The organism is Ruoffia sp. FAM 24228 (genome assembly GCF_045528575.1).
In the GTDB taxonomy this organism is placed as follows: Bacteria; Bacillota; Bacilli; order Lactobacillales; family Aerococcaceae; genus Ruoffia; species Ruoffia halotolerans.
The window spans coordinates 14,387-29,700 of the sequence record NZ_JBGQQZ010000029.1; the positions used below are offsets into that span (position 1 = coordinate 14,387).

Genomic DNA, 15,314 nt, shown 5'->3' on the forward strand with positions numbered 1-15,314 from the left:
ACACATGGAGGAAATTTTTTATGAATACAGGTACAGTTAAATGGTTTAACGCAGACAAAGGTTTCGGATTTATCGAACGCGAAAATGGTGGAGATGTTTTTGCACATTTCTCAGCTATCCAAGGTGATGGGTTCAAAACTTTAGAAGAAGGACAACAAGTTTCTTTTGATATCGAAGAAGGACAACGTGGAGAGCAAGCGACTAACATCGTTAAACTATAATTCACATTAAAAATTCAGGGCAGCCTAGCAATAGGCTGCTTTTTTATTTTGTAATAATTTCCTAGATGCAACACTCTGTGTATTAGAAATATCAAGTGGAATCCAAAGATACTCGTTATTATATAGAGGTGAGGAAGAATACAATGTTACAGATGTTGTATTAAGATTTGGTTATCAATCCGTGGAGGGTTTTTCTAGAGCCTTTCGGGAGTGGAGTGATTATCTTCCTTCCGAAGTCATTAAGAATAACATTCAAGAAGTCGTATTTTAAACTCACATTCTATATAGATATTCGAGGAGGTGAAACAATAGAATTTAAAAACGATCATAAAGAAGCGTTTAATATCGTTGGTGTTAAGGCGACAGTACCCATTCAATTTGAAGGTGAAAATAACCATATTGCCAATTTAGCTAAGTTCATTACAAAACAACAAAAAGCAGAAATTCACCAACTAACAGGATTGTATCCAAATCAAGTCGTCAACGCATCATATAAGTTTGATGGCAAAGGATTTGATGAAAAAGGGGAACGCACTCATATGATTGACTTTTTAACTACAGAGGACAATACCTTTGGGGATTTAGAACAAGTAAATGTCGAAAAACATACGTGGGTAATATTTCCAAATAAAGGATCTTTCCTAAAACATTGCAAGATACATGGGAGAAGATATATTCAGAATGGTTACCATCATCGAAAATTGAATTAGTCGAAGCACCTGAAATTACGTTTACACAATTTGATCGATCCCAAGATAACGTTTATAGCGAAATTTGGCTTGCAGTTTAAAAAAATAGAACCATCAAATTCACACATTGATAGCCCCAGTCTTCCAACTAATCAGGAAGGCTGGGGCTTTTTTCATTCCAACTATTCATCGACCATTAAATCAAACCCTTGCTTTTCAACAACTTGCAGTAATTTTTGACGTAATGGATTCGGTGTACTTAATTTACGAACCACTTGATCGGTGTATGTATCAGATCGACGATTTTTTTCACGGGTGTCATAATAATACGACATCTCTTCATCATACTCTTTCAGTTCAGTAGTTATTTCAGCCACATAAGGATATGAATTTTCTCCTACTTTATATTTAAGGTCCATTCTCGGTTTTAATTGAGGATTATCATCAGGATAACCAAACAACATGCCAACCATGGGAAACGTTAATTCAGGTAGCTCTAAGATATCGATAATTTCTTGCGGGTCATTTAGAATACTTCCTAAGTAAACTGCGCCGAGATCGTATGATTCAATTGCGGTCGTCAAATTTTGTGCAGCTAAGTATGCATCCGCAACTCCTTGGAAAAAGACATCCATCGTTCGGTAACTCTCACCTTTGTATCCTTTCTCTTCAGCAATTTGCATCATACGGAAAGTATCTACCACAAAGATTATTAATTCAGGTGCTTCCGCTACATAAGCTGTTTACACACTTCAGCGATTTGGTCCTTTTTCGCTTGGTCCGTGACGCGAATCACAGAATATGTTTGCATTCCAGAACTTGTCGCTGTCCGGTTCATAATCGTGAATAGCTTATTTCTTAAGTCGGAATCAACTGGCTTATTTTTAAAGAAGCGGATTGTTCTGTGTTCTAATTGATGCTTCGTTGTATAATTTTGCATTTACTAATGACCTCTTTCTTCTAAATATTGGGATAATTGTAGCATAAATATTTTCATAAGACGTTTGCGAAGCTTAGAAGTCTGCCTTAAGGTTCACATAAATAAGTTTAATAAGTGAGAATGGTTGAAAATAATTGATATAAGCGTTTTCATCTAGTAAGATTAAGACATCAAAAGAATAAGGAGAGTGTCGTTTCATGAAGAAAATTATGAATAATCCGAGTCAAATTGTTGATGAAATGTTAGAGGGATTAGCATATGCGCACAATGACATTGTAGAAAGATTATCTGGGTTTGATGTGATTGTCCGTACTTCTGAGAAAAAGAATCGAGTGGCAGTTGTATCTGGTGGTGGTGCCGGTCATGAGCCATCGCACGCAGGTTTCGTAGGTGAGGGTATGTTAACTGCAGCGGTAAGTGGTCCAGTATTCACTTCCCCAGCACCAGATCAAATACTAGAAGCAATTAAGGCAGCAGATGAAGGAGCAGGTGTATTCTTAGTAATCAAAAATTACTCAGGAGACGTTATGAACTTCGAAATGGCACAAGAATTAGCTGAGATGGAAGACATCGAAGTAGAAACAATTATAGTAGACGATGATATTGGAGTCGAAGACTCACTGTACACTCAAGGTAAGCGAGGGGTAGCAGGGACAGTCTTAGTGCATAAGATAGTGGGCTACTTTGCTGATCAAGGGAAGTCTTTAGCAGAAATCAAAGAAATAGCAGATGCATTTGTCCCAAATATTCATACAATTGGTCTCGCTTTAACTGGGGCAACAACGCCTGAAGGTGGTAAGCCAAGCTTTAATTTAGCTGATGATGAGATTGAATATGGTGTTGGTATACACGGTGAGCCAGGCTATCGTTCTGAGAAGCTAAAACCTTCAAAAGACTTAGCTACAGAACTAGTCACTAAATTATTAGAATCATTCGAGATTAAAGAGGATGAGTCGATTGGTGTCTTCATTAACGGCATGGGTGGTACGCCATTAATGGAACAATATGTCTTTATGAATGATGTTCGTGCCTTACTCGAAGATAAAAATATTGATGTTCGTTTCAAAAAAGTAGGCGACAACATGACGTCTCTAGAGATGCAGGGACTTTCATTAACATTGATTAAGTTCAAAGACGAGAAATGGTTAGAAGCATTAAATGCACCAGCGAAAACAATTGCTTGGAAATAGGAGAGATGGTTTATGGAATTAGAAGTAGTATTAAAATGGATGGAACTTTTCAATGAAAAAGTTCAAGCAGAAAAAGTTAAATTAACAGAACTAGACACACCTATTGGTGATGCAGACCACGGGAATAATATGTCCCGTGGGATGAAAGCTGTTATGGAAGGCTTAGAAACCGATCAACCAGAAACAGCAGCAGACGCTCTAAAAGTGGTAGCAAAAAATCTCTTGAGTAAAGTTGGAGGGTCTGCGGGTCCATTATATGGTTCTGCAATTTTAGGTCTAGCTAAAGGTGTGCAAAATGAAGCAGTGTTGGCAGAGTCAATGAATGATGGATTGGAGGCAATTAAAAAACGTGGTAAATCCACTGAAGGCGAAAAGACAATGATTGATACATGGTCACCCGTTGTGAAAGCACTCAAAGAAGGAACTTTAACTTCTAAAGTGATCCAAGATGCCGTTGAGAACACAAAAGATATGAAAGCAACGAAAGGAAGAGCTTCCTACGTTGGCGAGCGTTCAATTGGACATATTGATCCTGGTGCATACTCCTCAGGATTATTATTTGAAGCATTTATAGAAGCAGGAGGCATAGAATAATGTCGGAATATGGAATTGTCATTATGTCACATTCGAAAGATATAGCTCAAGGAATTCATAATTTATTAGATGAAGTAGCGAAAGATGTCAGTATTACCCATGCTGGTGGAGACGAAGATGGCGAGATTGGAACAACGTTTGACGCCGCTTCAGAGATGATTGAAAAGAATCCAAAAGATAAACTGCTCGCGTTTTTTGATCTTGGAAGTGCAAAGATGAATTTAGAAATGGCAGTCGAAATGTCAGATAAAGAAGTGAAAGTATATGAAGTTCCAGTAGTTGAAGGAGCATATACAGCCGGTGCACTATTACAAGCAGAGGCAGACATAGAAGTAATTGAAGTACAGCTTAATGAGTTAAAAATAAACAAATAAAAAAATGGAGGTAGGCAATTATGGATTTTGTAGGAGAATTATTAGGGACGTTTATATTGGTATTATTAGGTAATGGTGTTGTTGCAGGTAATGTGTTAAAAGGAACTAAGGGCGAAAACACAGGTTGGATTATGATTACACTTGGTTGGGGTCTTGCGGTAACTTTAGGGGTACTTGTGTCAGGTTTCTATAGTCCAGCTCACTTAAACCCAGCAGTTTCGATTGCTTTCGCAGTCTTAGGACAAGTATCTTGGGGTACAGCATTTATGTATATTATTGCTCAAATGATTGGGGCAATGTTAGCGCAAGTCGTTGTTTGGTTACAATATTTACCACATTGGGATATGACACCAGATCCAGAAACTAAATTAGCCGCATTCTCAACAGCACCCGCTGTTCGTGATACAACGTCAAACTTCATTGGTGAAGTTGTTGGTACTGCAGTCCTAGTGATTGGTGTAATGGCAATGGGACCAAATAACTTATCATCAGGTTTTGGACCATTCGTCGTTGGTGCAATTGTAGCTTCCATCGGACTTTCACTTGGTGGAACAACCGGTTATGCGATTAACCCAGCTCGTGACTTAGGGCCACGTATCGTTTATCAATTCTTACCAATGAAAAACAAAGGAAACGCTGACTGGGGCTATGCTTGGATTCCAGTATTAGGACCAATCGTTGGTGGTATCGTTGGAGGTCTAATTTATAATCTAGTTTTAGCAGGAATTTAATTTTTTGAGACGCATTGAGATTAAAAAAGGAGAGAATATGAATGGCTGAAAAATATATTATGTCAATCGACCAAGGGACAACAAGTTCACGTGCAATTATTGTTAATAAAAAAGGTGAAATCGTTGGAAGTGGCCAGGAAGAATTCGAACAAATTTACCCACAAAGTGGTTGGGTAGAGCATGATGCGAATAAGATTTGGAACAATGTACAAGCGGTAATTTCAAAAGCAATTATTGAAAGTGAATTACAACCAAAAGACATTGAAGCCATCGGTATCACAAATCAACGTGAAACGACTGTCATCTGGGATAAAGAAACTGGAAAACCAATCTACAATGCTATTGTGTGGCAATCTCGTCAAACGGCTTCAATCGCTAATCAATTAATTAAAGATGGACACACAGATATGATTCAAGGCAAAACTGGATTAGTCATCGATGCGTACTTCTCAGCAACTAAAGTTCGTTGGATTCTTGATAAAGTTGATGGCGCACAAGAACGCGCTGAAAACGGCGAATTATTATTCGGAACAATTGATTCATGGTTAGTTTATAAATTAACTGGTGGAGACGTTCACGTCACGGACTATTCAAACGCAGCTCGTACGATGTTATTTAATATTCATGATCTAAAATGGGATGAGGAAATCCTAGAATTATTAAATATTCCAGCCTCAATGCTTCCAGAAGTTAAATCAAACTCTGAAGTTTATGGATACACTAAGACATATCATTTCTATGGAAAAGAAGTGCCAATCGCAGGGATGGCAGGGGACCAACAAGCAGCCTTATTCGGACAAATGGCTTTTGAACCAGGTATGGTTAAAAATACTTACGGAACAGGTTCATTTATGATTATGAATACGGGTGAAGAAGCTAAAGCTTCTGAGAACAACTTAATTACTACAATTGGTTACGCCATTGATGGTAAAGTGCACTATGCATTAGAAGGATCGATCTTCGTTACTGGAGCAGCGATTCAATGGTTACGTGATGGTCTTGAGTTATTCAAAGAATCACCAGAAACTGAAGAGATGGCATATAAATCAAATAGTGAAGATGAAGTATATCTAGTACCAGCATTTACTGGTTTAGGTGCACCGCATTGGAACTCAGCAGCTCGTGGTTCAGTTTATGGCTTAACGCGCGGTACTACTAAAGAAGACTTAGTTAAAGCAACATTACAGTCAATTGCTTACCAATCACGTGACGTATTAGAAACAATGAAGAAAGATACTGGTTTAGAGATTGAGGAATTACGTGTTGATGGTGGGGCAGCAATGAACCAATACTTAATGCAATTCCAATCTGATATTGCGAACGTAAAAGTTGTACGTGCAAAATTATTAGAAACGACTGCTCTAGGTTCAGCTTACTTAGCTGGTTTAGCTGTAGGTTATTGGAAAGACCAAGAAGAATTGAAACAATTAATTGAAGTCGGGGAAACATTCGAACCTGATATGGCAGAAGATAAACGTGAAGCTTTATATGAAGGATGGGAAAATGCAGTAGACGCAACAATATATTATGCTAAGAAATCTCAAGGAGGAGATGAGTAGTGGCAGTTCTATCATATCGCTCAAGATCTGAAGTAATTGAACAGTTACAAGCAGATACATTTGATTTAGTAATCATTGGTGGCGGTATTACTGGGGCTGGACTGGCGGTACAAGCAGCGGCGAGTGGAATGAAGACGGCCTTGCTCGAAATGCAAGATTTTTCTGAAGGAACAAGTAGCCGTTCAACGAAATTAGTACATGGTGGCTTACGTTACTTGAAGCAATTTGATGTAGAAGTTGTATCTGAAACAGTTCAGGAACGTGCAGTTGTTCAAGGCATTGCACCGCACATACCAAAACCAGATCCAATGTTACTACCATTATATGACGAACCAGGTGCATCTTTTTCTCAATTAGAGTTAGAAGTGGCGATGGATTTATATGACCGTTTAGCTGGTGTCGAAGAGACGGACTTTGCAAATAAACTCTTAACAAGAGAAGAGGTTATCGAAAGACAACCAAACTTGGCTAAAGAAAATTTAATTGGCGGTGGATTTTACTTAGATTATCGTAATAATGATGCACGCTTAGTTATTGAAAACATTAAGCAAGCCCATGAAGATGGTGCAGTGGTCTTAAGTCGGGCAAAAGTGACAGGCTTTGAATATGATAATCAACAAAGAATTCAGTCTGTCATTGTTGAAGATATGTTGAGTCAAGAATCATTTAAAGTGAAAAGTCAGTTAGTTATTAATGCAACCGGACCATGGAGTGATACAATTCGAGCACTTGATACGGAAGTTGAAACAACACCTCAAATGCGCCCAACTAAAGGGGTTCATTTGGTGGTCGATGCTAAGAAGCTACCTGTTAATTCACCCGTATACTTTGATAGTGGTGAAGGTGACAAACGAATGGTATTCGTACTACCAAGAGAAACTAAAACGTATTTTGGAACAACCGATACAGATTATGATGGTGATTTAAAACACCCTCAAGTCAGCTTACATGACATTGAGTATTTACTTGAGATTGTGAATCGACGTTTTCCAGATGCGAAGATTACAATTGATGATATTGAAGCGAGTTGGGCAGGTCTAAGACCACTCATTTCAGGAAACAGTGGATCGGATTATAATGGTGGGCATAATGGAGCATTATCAGATGAAAGCTTTGACGAATTAGCTTTATTATTTACTGAATATAATGAAGGAAGAGTTCCAAGAGCCGAAGTTGAGAAGGGTATTCGTGATGCGAATCGTGATAATACAGAGTCTGGAAACGACCCATCCGCTATTTCTCGTGGAAGTGATTTATCTGTCAGTGAAACTGGACTTCTGACCCTTGCTGGAGGAAAGATAACTGACTACCGTAAAATGGCCGAAGGCGCGATGAAAGTTATGATCGATACATTGAACAAACAGACCGATAAAGAATTTACTTTAATTGATTCTAAAGCGTACCAAGTGTCTGGTGGACATTTTGACAAAACGCGTGTCGATGAATCCATTCAAGAATTTGCTAAATTATACGAAAAAACTGGTTTGAATTCAGAAGAGGCTGATTACTTAGCAAACCTTTACGGTTCAAACGCTGAACGTGTATTACAATATTTAGATCAAGCCAAAGATTATGCAGATAAATTATCATTGCCAGTCAAAGATGCAATAAGTTTACTCTATGCAATTCATGAAGAAGCAAACCTAACAAGTGAAGACTTCTTCTTAAGACGGACAAACTACATGCTCTTTAGAACGGATGAGATGCATAGCTTAGTTGAGCCAGTCCAAGCAATCATTACTGAAGAGTTAGGATTAAGTTCAGAAGAAAGTGAAAGACAAGCCCAAGAATTAGAAAAATCAATGAGTGAACATGCACTCAAAGATTTAAAATAGTTAAACTCAAACATCCCCTTTGTAAAGATTATAATTCAAGTTAATTATATTTAAATTAACAATTAACTTTACAAAAGGGGATTGTTTTCGTTAAAATTAATGCAAACGTTTTACTAAATAAAGAAAGAAAAATTAAATGGCAAAACAAACAAGTATTAACTTAAGAAAGTCTGTAATTTACAGCATCTTTGTTAGAAATTTCACTGAAGAAGGTACATTCAAAGCAGTCGTTTCTGAGTTAGATCGAATCAAAGATTTAGGAACAGATATCGTCTGGTTTCTCCCGATATATCCTATAGGTGAGAAGAGCCGCAAAGGAGAAGATGGCTCACCATATGCGATTAAAGATTACCGCAGTGTCGATCCACATTACGGTACAATGGAAGACTTTGAAAAATTAATCGAAGAAATCCACAAGCGTGGGATGAAAGTTATGATTGATATCGTCTATAATCATACATCGCCTGATTCTATTCTTGCTAATGAACATCCTGACTGGTTCTATAAAACAGCCGAAGGTCATTTTGGGAACCGCGTCGGTGATTGGAGTGATATTGTCGATTTAGACTATAAACATCCCGATCTATGGAATTACCAAATTGAAACACTAGAACAATGGGTTAAACGTGGTGTAGATGGTTTTAGATGTGATGTTGCACCTTTAGTACCGATTGAGTTTTGGTTACAAGCAAGGGAAGCCGTGGAGGAAATTAATTCAGAAGTGATTTGGTTATCCGAATCAGTTCATCCTGGTTTTATTCGCGAATTAAGATCAAAAGATATGATTGCGCTAAGTGACAGTGAAATTTATCAAGCCTTTGATATGACTTATGACTATGATGTTTATGATCATTTTGAACTATATATAGAAGGCAAGATTGATATCGAAGCATATATTGAACGTCTTAAAGTACAAGATTACACGTATCCTTGGAATTATGTGAAGATGAGAAACCTAGAAAACCATGATCATTTACGAATTAGACATCGTATTCCAAAAGACAGTGAATTGATGCAATGGACGGCCTTCACCTTTATGCAAAAAGGATCGTCGCTGATTTATAACGGACAAGAAGTATTAGCGGAGATGACACCAAGTTTATTTGATCGCGACCCAATTGCTTGGGATAGCGGACATGACATTAGCGAGTTTTTAGCTAAGTTAGCCCAAATTCAGAAAGAATTTGTTCCCTTAGATGGTTTATATTCACTTGAAGCAGATAATGAGACAAATACAGTGACTTTAAATTATAAAAATGCTCAACAAACTTTCTATGGAGTATTTAACTTAAAAGACTCAGAAGGATCCATCGATTTCCCAGTCGCAGATGGCGAATATACGAATTTAATATCAGATGAAAAAGTAACAATTACAGACGGAAAGCTAGATATAGCCAATACGCCGCTGGCTTTACTTGTGAATAATTACTAATTATGAAATAAATGTGAATTTTTTAGTTGAAAACGCTTGATTAATGCAAACGATTGCGGTATTATAATTGTAGTAATTAAAGCGTTTACACAAACGCAAAAATAGGAGGAAAATCAATGAAATTTGATTGGAAAAAAATTGTTACTGGTGCTACAACTGCAATTCTAGGAGCATCTGTCGCTGCAAGTGTATTACTACCTGCACAGGAAGTATTAGCACAAGAGGAAACACTCATTATCTCTGCCGCTGGTCATTATGACTATGTTATTGAAAATATCGAAGCTTTTGAAGAAGAGCATGGTGTAAGTGTTGAAGTTTGGGACACAGATATGTTCGAAGTATTAGATGGTTTAGCATTAGATGGACCTGCTGGAACAGGAGCGGACGTAGTTATCGCACCTTATGACCGTATTGGTTCATTAGGTATGCAAGGTTTAATCCAACCTGTGACTCTGAATGAGGATGCTGGCTACAATGAGACAGATCAGCAACAAGTAACTATGGACGGTCAAATTTATGGAGCGCCAACTGTTATTGAAACATTAGTAATGTTCTACAATACAGAATTATTAGATGCTGCCCCTGAAACATTTGAAGAATTAGAAGCGATTTCTCAAGATGAGCGTTTCGCATTTGAAGATGAAGAAGGACGTAACGTTGGCTTCTTAACTAACTGGGTTGACTTCTATATGACTTATGGTCTATTGGCTGGTTACGGTGGATATGTATTTGGTGAAGATGGAACAAATACTGAAGACATTGGATTAAATAATGAAGGCGCTATCGAAGCTATTGAATACGCAACAAACTGGTACCAAAACACTTGGCCACAAGGTATGTTAGACGTAACTAGTGCTACAGACTTCATTAACCAATCATTCATGGAAGGTAATACTGCTGCAGTAATTACTGGACCTTGGATGGCAAATGATTTCAATAACTCTGGAATTCCTTATGCTACTACAACAATCCCAACATTACCTAATGGTGAAGAATACAAACCATTTGGTGGAGGGAAAGCATGGGCAGTCTCAGCCTTTACTGAAAAAACTGAATTAGCACAAGAGTTCTTAAACTGGGTAACTAGTGAAGAGCAACAAACAATTATGTACGAACGCTTAGGCGAAATTCCTGCGAACCAAGTAGCTCGTGAGCAAGCAGCTCAATCAGACAGCGAGTTAACAGCAGCTGTAATTGAAGTATATGAAAACGCAGTACCAATGCCAAATATCCCTCAAATGGCCGAGGTATGGGTAGGAGCTGAAAGTTTAATGTTTGATGCAGCTTCCGGAACTAAAACTGCAGAAGAATCGGCAAACGATGCAGTTGAGTTAATTACGCAAACAATTCAACAAAATTATTAATACTGAAATTAACTAACAATGTCTGGTTGGCCTACGCCAGCCAGATTTTTTAATCATTAGTTTGGGAAGTATTAGAGGAGGCTTTATGATGGAAGTAGAAAAAAAGTCAATTAAAAATGAGAAATTGGCAGCTGCCTTGTCAATTATCCCAGGTCTTGGGCAACTTTATAATAAGCAAATTATCAAAGGTATCTTATTTTTAGCTGTAGCAATTTTATTCGTTTATGAATTAAATGTTTTTGGAATTCAAGCCATATATGATTTAGTAACGCTTGGAACAACTCCGATGGAAGATCATTCATTATTTATGATGATTCGAGGAACACTACAAGTATTAGTTACTATCATATTTTTATTTTTCTACGTATTCAATATTTATGATGCGAAGAAAGTGGCGTCACACTGGAACTCTGGTATTCACGTAAATAAAACTTTCCGTGAACTTTTTAATAATGTATATAAAAATGGATTTCCATATTTATTAATTGTACCGGCATACTTAGCAATGATCTTTGCAATTATATTCCCAGTTCTCGTAACGATATTTATGGCATTCATGGACTACAGTATTATGAATATGCCACCGGCAAAATTATTAAGTTGGGTAGGTTTAGAAAACTTTCTTAATATATTCACTTTAAGTACTTTCCGTGATGCATTCACATCGGTATTCTCTTGGACAATTATTTGGACGCTATGTGCGACTACATTACAAATTGTTTTAGGAGTGTTCACAGCAGTCATTGCTAACCAACCGTTCATTAAAGGTAAACGTATTTTTGGGGTTATTTTCTTATTACCGTGGGCTGTGCCTGCGTTCATTACAATTATGTCATTCTCGAATATGTTTAACGATTCAGTTGGAGCCATTAACACCCAAGTTATTCCGTTTCTAAATAACTTTATCCCATTCATGGATATCGGACGAATTGCTTGGAAGACAGATCCTTATTGGACCAAAGTTGCAATTATTATGATTCAAGGTTGGTTAGGTTTCCCTTATATTTACGTTATGACGACAAGTATTTTACAAGCGATTCCTGAAGATTTATATGAAGCAGCCAAAATTGATGGCGCTGGAGCTATTAGACGTTTCCGTGACATCACAATGCCAACAGTCTTTGCTGTAGCAGCTCCAGTATTCGTCACTCAATATACTGGGAATTTTAATAACTTCACTATGATCTATCTATTTAATGATGGTGGACCCGGAAGTGCGGGTGGCGGGGCCGGACAGACGGATATCTTAATTTCTTGGATATTCAAGCTGACGACGAATAACTCCCCTCAATATTCACTTGCAGCTGCTTTAACAATCATCGTATCATTTATCGTTATTGGTGTGACGTTGATTGTATTTAAACGGACAAATGCATTTAACATGGAGGATGAATAATTATGAAGAAGAAAGGTTCAGCGAAAGCAAAAAGACTCATCGGACAGATCTTAACGTATTTATTTATGATTGTCTTATCGATTATTATCATGTACCCGCTTTTAGTAACAGCGAGTTCAGCCTTTCAGGCAGGTAATATCACGTCCTTCTCATTAGATTTAAATGCAACATGGACGTTAGATAACTTTAGACGATTATTCGATGAGACGATGTATGGTAGATGGTATGTCAACACATTAATCGTAGCCTTCAGTACAATGATTGTTCAAGTAACCATTGTTACTTTAGCAGGTTACGCATACAGTCGTTACCGTTTTATGGGACGAAAAAATAGTTTAATGATGTTTTTAATTATCCAAATGGTTCCAACAACCGCAGCTTTAACAGCCTTCTTCGTCATGGCTTTCTTATTAGATGCGATTAATGAATTTTGGTTCCTTTCATTCCTTTATATTGGTGGAGGTATTCCAATGAATACTTACTTAATGAAAGGATACTTTGATACAGTACCTTATGACTTAGATGAATCCGCAAAAATTGACGGTGCCGGACATATTAGAACGTTCTGGGAGATTGTAACACCACTGGTTAGACCTATGATCGCCGTTCAAGCTTTATGGGCATTCATGGGACCTTTCGGGGATTTCATGTTAGCTAGATTCTTATTAAGAAGTCAAGAATCATATACGGTCGCTGTTGGTTTACAAACTTTTATTAATGACACACGAAATCAACGTGTCGCACTATTTGCCGCTGGTGCAATCTTAATTGCGGTTCCAATCTCCATTCTATTCTTTATGTTACAAAAGAATTTTGTATCTGGATTAACGAGTGGCGGTACTAAAGGTTAGATAAGGAATGATTTATATGGCGCATGTATTTCCAATCAATTATTTTTTAACTGCATTCTCTGCAGTAAAAAGTTTTACACATAGACAGTATTTAATACACTGGCAAAAGTTAGTTGTCATGATTCTGCTCGCTTCGTTAATGATGATACCTTTATCATTACAGTTGGGTAGAACAACTAGCGCAGACTTAACAAACTATGTGCCTGAAGTGATGGATTATATCGACGAATCAGTCGTTCAAGAGTTAAATACTCTTGGTAATAGCGGAACAAATCTTATGATTACTGAAGATAAGATCATTAAAGAAAATGATGAATTCATTATTGGCTTAACACCTTCAATCGAAGCAGCTGAAACATTATTGAGTGATCGAGGAGGTATTATTTATACTTCTGATCAGACTATCTTTGGTGAAGACATCTCATCTCTGTTTTATCAACCTTATACAGGTGACAAGCCGATGAATGAAGTTGAAGACGTAGAGAATTTAAAAGAATTGATGTCACAACAATGGTTTTGGAGTAATCGAACATCGATTATCTTAACAAATTATATTCAATTAAGTGTTCTAATAATAGTGAGTCTGCTATTCTTAGTATTAGGATCAAGTTTCTTCTTATCCTTTATGCGAAAAAATGATATGTACGATATTAATTCGTTTTCTGAAGCTTTAACGATCGTCTTAAATTGTTTAGGGTTACCAACTGTCATGGCTATGGTGATTGGTTTAGTCAGTGGAAATCCAACAACCATGTTGACGGTTCAAGGATTATTGTTTGTTCTCATGTTAATGTGGGTTTATTGGAAAACACACTTTAATGAACATTATGTACAAAACAAATAAAGGATAATAATGGATTGCTACTACTAAAAAATAAAGGAGCTATACTATAATGGTTAAAATAAATTTAAATAATATTTATAAACAATACCCAGGAAATGATACTTATTCTGTTTCTGATTTTAATTTAGAAATCGATGATAAAGAGTTTATCGTCTTTGTCGGACCATCAGGATGTGGGAAATCAACAACACTTAGAATGATTGCTGGCCTTGAAGACATTACAAAAGGCGAGCTAGTTATCGATGAAGAAGTGATGAATGATGTTGAGCCAAAAGATAGAAACATCGCAATGGTGTTCCAAAACTACGCTCTTTATCCACATATGACTGTATTTGATAATATGGCTTATGGTTTAAAATTACGTAAATACTCAAAAGACGAAATCAAAAAGCGTGTCGATTCAGCAGCTGAAACTTTAGGTTTAACAGAGTTCTTAGAGCGTAAACCAGCAGCTTTGTCTGGTGGACAAAGACAACGTGTGGCACTAGGGCGTGCGATTGTTCGTGACGCAAAAGTGTTCTTGATGGATGAGCCATTATCAAACTTAGATGCGAAATTACGTGTTCAAATGCGTACTGAAATCGCTAGACTACATAACACATTAAACACAACTACGATATACGTTACCCATGACCAAACGGAAGCGATGACTTTAGCAACACGCATTGTCATCATGGACCGTGGGATTATTCAACAAATTGGTTCACCAAGAGAAGTATATGATCGTCCAGTGAACATGTTCGTAGCAGGTTTTATGGGATCACCTGCAATGAACTTCTTTAATGTAACTTATTCAAATGGACGTATCACAGATGGTAAAGAAATTGATGTTGAAGTATACGAACCTGCTCGTCGTCTATTAGAAGAGAAAGGCTACGAAGGAAAAGATGTCGTATTCGGTATTCGTCCAGAAGACATTAATGCAGAGCAAGTGGCACTAGACTTACACTCTGAAGCACGTGTTAACGCTGAAGTTGTAGTGTCTGAGTTAATGGGGTCTGAGACAATGCTTCACTCGAAAGTAGGAGATACAACGTTTGTTGCCCGTGTAGACGCACGTGATACTCATGGACCTGGCGAAACGGTAGAACTCGCTTTCAATATGAATAAAGGTCATTTCTTTGATGTAGACACAGAAGAAGTAATTAAAAAATAAAAGACCTCTGTTGTCAAATCAAATGCAACACTATTGTTATTCAAAAGACATACCCCATTAGACTTTTAGGTATAGGGTTTCCCCCATGGGGGAAATGTCGCTTTTCGATTCTTTTATAACTCAAGTCTTTATTCCATT

The 15,314-nt window shown here is 37.3% G+C and carries 17 protein-coding genes; 15 read left to right on the plus strand and 2 right to left on the minus strand.

Going from position 1 to position 15,314, the window contains the following annotated elements; all coding sequences use genetic code 11:
• Positions 1–20 precede the first annotated feature (20 nt).
• The 3 genes from ACEN33_RS06560 to ACEN33_RS06570 all read left to right on the plus strand — a co-directional run bounded on the left by ACEN33_RS06560 (position 21) and on the right by ACEN33_RS06570 (position 1,011).
• A complete protein-coding gene (locus ACEN33_RS06560; RefSeq protein ID WP_138405099.1) occupies positions 21–221 on the plus strand; it encodes a cold-shock protein in 201 nt (66 codons plus the stop codon).
• A 215-nt stretch (positions 222–436) separates the two neighbouring features.
• The gene (locus ACEN33_RS06565) at positions 437–931 is read left to right on the plus strand and encodes a GyrI-like domain-containing protein (protein ID WP_407094767.1); all 495 of its coding nucleotides are present in this window, start codon (positions 437–439) and stop codon (positions 929–931) included.
• Positions 871–1,011: a hypothetical protein gene (locus ACEN33_RS06570; protein ID WP_407089900.1), complete on the plus strand. Its 141-nt coding sequence runs from the start codon at positions 871–873 to the stop codon at positions 1,009–1,011. The genes ACEN33_RS06565 and ACEN33_RS06570 overlap by 61 nt, the downstream gene beginning before the upstream one ends.
• An 81-nt stretch (positions 1,012–1,092) precedes the next feature.
• Here ACEN33_RS06570 and ACEN33_RS06575 read toward each other — a convergent pair whose 3' ends face one another.
• Positions 1,093–1,596 (minus strand): nitroreductase family protein, encoded by a 504-nt coding sequence (locus ACEN33_RS06575; protein ID WP_407094762.1) that lies wholly within the window; start codon positions 1,594–1,596, stop codon positions 1,093–1,095.
• 44 nt (positions 1,597–1,640) lie between these two features.
• A complete protein-coding gene (locus ACEN33_RS06580; protein ID WP_407089897.1) occupies positions 1,641–1,850 on the minus strand; it encodes a nitroreductase family protein in 210 nt (69 codons plus the stop codon).
• Between the two features lie 197 nt (positions 1,851–2,047).
• Here ACEN33_RS06580 and dhaK point away from each other — a divergent pair, with 197 nt between their 5' ends.
• From dhaK to ACEN33_RS06640, 12 genes are all read left to right on the plus strand, one after another.
• A complete protein-coding gene (gene dhaK, locus ACEN33_RS06585) occupies positions 2,048–3,040 on the plus strand; it encodes a dihydroxyacetone kinase subunit DhaK (RefSeq protein WP_407089896.1) in 993 nt (330 codons plus the stop codon).
• Positions 3,041–3,052: 12 nt separating this feature from the next.
• Entirely contained in the window at positions 3,053–3,634 is a 582-nt protein-coding gene (dhaL, locus tag ACEN33_RS06590; RefSeq protein WP_407089895.1) for a dihydroxyacetone kinase subunit DhaL, read from the plus strand.
• Complete coding sequence (dhaM, locus tag ACEN33_RS06595; RefSeq protein ID WP_338489610.1) at positions 3,634–4,008, plus strand: dihydroxyacetone kinase phosphoryl donor subunit DhaM; 375 nt, start codon at positions 3,634–3,636, stop codon at positions 4,006–4,008. The genes dhaL and dhaM overlap by 1 nt, the downstream gene beginning before the upstream one ends.
• 17 nt (positions 4,009–4,025) lie before the next feature.
• The gene (locus ACEN33_RS06600; RefSeq protein ID WP_138405104.1) at positions 4,026–4,739 is read left to right on the plus strand and encodes an MIP/aquaporin family protein; all 714 of its coding nucleotides are present in this window, start codon (positions 4,026–4,028) and stop codon (positions 4,737–4,739) included.
• A 41-nt stretch (positions 4,740–4,780) separates the two neighbouring features.
• Positions 4,781–6,298 (plus strand): glycerol kinase GlpK, encoded by a 1,518-nt coding sequence (gene glpK / locus ACEN33_RS06605; protein WP_407094763.1) that lies wholly within the window; start codon positions 4,781–4,783, stop codon positions 6,296–6,298.
• The gene (gene glpO, locus ACEN33_RS06610) at positions 6,298–8,133 is read left to right on the plus strand and encodes a type 1 glycerol-3-phosphate oxidase (protein ID WP_407094764.1); all 1,836 of its coding nucleotides are present in this window, start codon (positions 6,298–6,300) and stop codon (positions 8,131–8,133) included. The genes glpK and glpO overlap by 1 nt, the downstream gene beginning before the upstream one ends.
• 136 nt (positions 8,134–8,269) lie before the next feature.
• Positions 8,270–9,565 carry an alpha-amylase family glycosyl hydrolase gene (locus tag ACEN33_RS06615; protein WP_407094765.1) on the plus strand — a complete coding sequence of 432 codons (1,296 nt, stop codon included), beginning with the start codon at positions 8,270–8,272 and terminating at the stop codon, positions 9,563–9,565.
• Positions 9,566–9,681: 116 nt separating this feature from the next.
• Complete coding sequence (locus ACEN33_RS06620; protein ID WP_138405108.1) at positions 9,682–10,929, plus strand: extracellular solute-binding protein; 1,248 nt, start codon at positions 9,682–9,684, stop codon at positions 10,927–10,929.
• An 88-nt stretch (positions 10,930–11,017) separates the two neighbouring features.
• Complete coding sequence (locus ACEN33_RS06625; RefSeq protein WP_407089912.1) at positions 11,018–12,325, plus strand: carbohydrate ABC transporter permease; 1,308 nt, start codon at positions 11,018–11,020, stop codon at positions 12,323–12,325.
• 2 nt (positions 12,326–12,327) lie between these two features.
• Positions 12,328–13,176 (plus strand): sugar ABC transporter permease, encoded by an 849-nt coding sequence (locus tag ACEN33_RS06630; RefSeq protein WP_138405110.1) that lies wholly within the window; start codon positions 12,328–12,330, stop codon positions 13,174–13,176.
• Between the two features lie 16 nt (positions 13,177–13,192).
• Complete coding sequence (locus tag ACEN33_RS06635) at positions 13,193–14,020, plus strand: hypothetical protein (RefSeq protein WP_138405111.1); 828 nt, start codon at positions 13,193–13,195, stop codon at positions 14,018–14,020.
• 49 nt (positions 14,021–14,069) lie between these two features.
• On the plus strand, positions 14,070–15,176 hold the full coding sequence (locus ACEN33_RS06640) for an ABC transporter ATP-binding protein (protein ID WP_138405112.1): 1,107 nt from the start codon (positions 14,070–14,072) through the stop codon (positions 15,174–15,176).
• Positions 15,177–15,314 lie beyond the last annotated feature (138 nt).

What these genes read in the sequence shown, in the direction of transcription:
- ACEN33_RS06580 (WP_407089897.1), bottom strand. Translation starts at nt 1,850, where the DNA reads ATGCAAAATTATACAACGAAGCATCAATTAGAACACAGAACAATCCGC.
- dhaM (WP_338489610.1), top strand. Translation starts at nt 3,634, where the DNA reads ATGTCGGAATATGGAATTGTCATTATGTCACATTCGAAAGATATAGCT.
- ACEN33_RS06630 (WP_138405110.1), top strand. Translation starts at nt 12,328, where the DNA reads ATGAAGAAGAAAGGTTCAGCGAAAGCAAAAAGACTCATCGGACAGATC.
- dhaL (WP_407089895.1), top strand. Translation starts at nt 3,053, where the DNA reads ATGGAATTAGAAGTAGTATTAAAATGGATGGAACTTTTCAATGAAAAA.
- glpK (WP_407094763.1), top strand. Translation starts at nt 4,781, where the DNA reads ATGGCTGAAAAATATATTATGTCAATCGACCAAGGGACAACAAGTTCA.
- dhaK (WP_407089896.1), top strand. Translation starts at nt 2,048, where the DNA reads ATGAAGAAAATTATGAATAATCCGAGTCAAATTGTTGATGAAATGTTA.
- ACEN33_RS06615 (WP_407094765.1), top strand. Translation starts at nt 8,270, where the DNA reads ATGGCAAAACAAACAAGTATTAACTTAAGAAAGTCTGTAATTTACAGC.
- ACEN33_RS06575 (WP_407094762.1), bottom strand. Translation starts at nt 1,596, where the DNA reads ATGATGCAAATTGCTGAAGAGAAAGGATACAAAGGTGAGAGTTACCGA.
- ACEN33_RS06620 (WP_138405108.1), top strand. Translation starts at nt 9,682, where the DNA reads ATGAAATTTGATTGGAAAAAAATTGTTACTGGTGCTACAACTGCAATT.
- ACEN33_RS06560 (WP_138405099.1), top strand. Translation starts at nt 21, where the DNA reads ATGAATACAGGTACAGTTAAATGGTTTAACGCAGACAAAGGTTTCGGA.
- ACEN33_RS06635 (WP_138405111.1), top strand. Translation starts at nt 13,193, where the DNA reads ATGGCGCATGTATTTCCAATCAATTATTTTTTAACTGCATTCTCTGCA.
- ACEN33_RS06625 (WP_407089912.1), top strand. Translation starts at nt 11,018, where the DNA reads ATGGAAGTAGAAAAAAAGTCAATTAAAAATGAGAAATTGGCAGCTGCC.
- ACEN33_RS06640 (WP_138405112.1), top strand. Translation starts at nt 14,070, where the DNA reads ATGGTTAAAATAAATTTAAATAATATTTATAAACAATACCCAGGAAAT.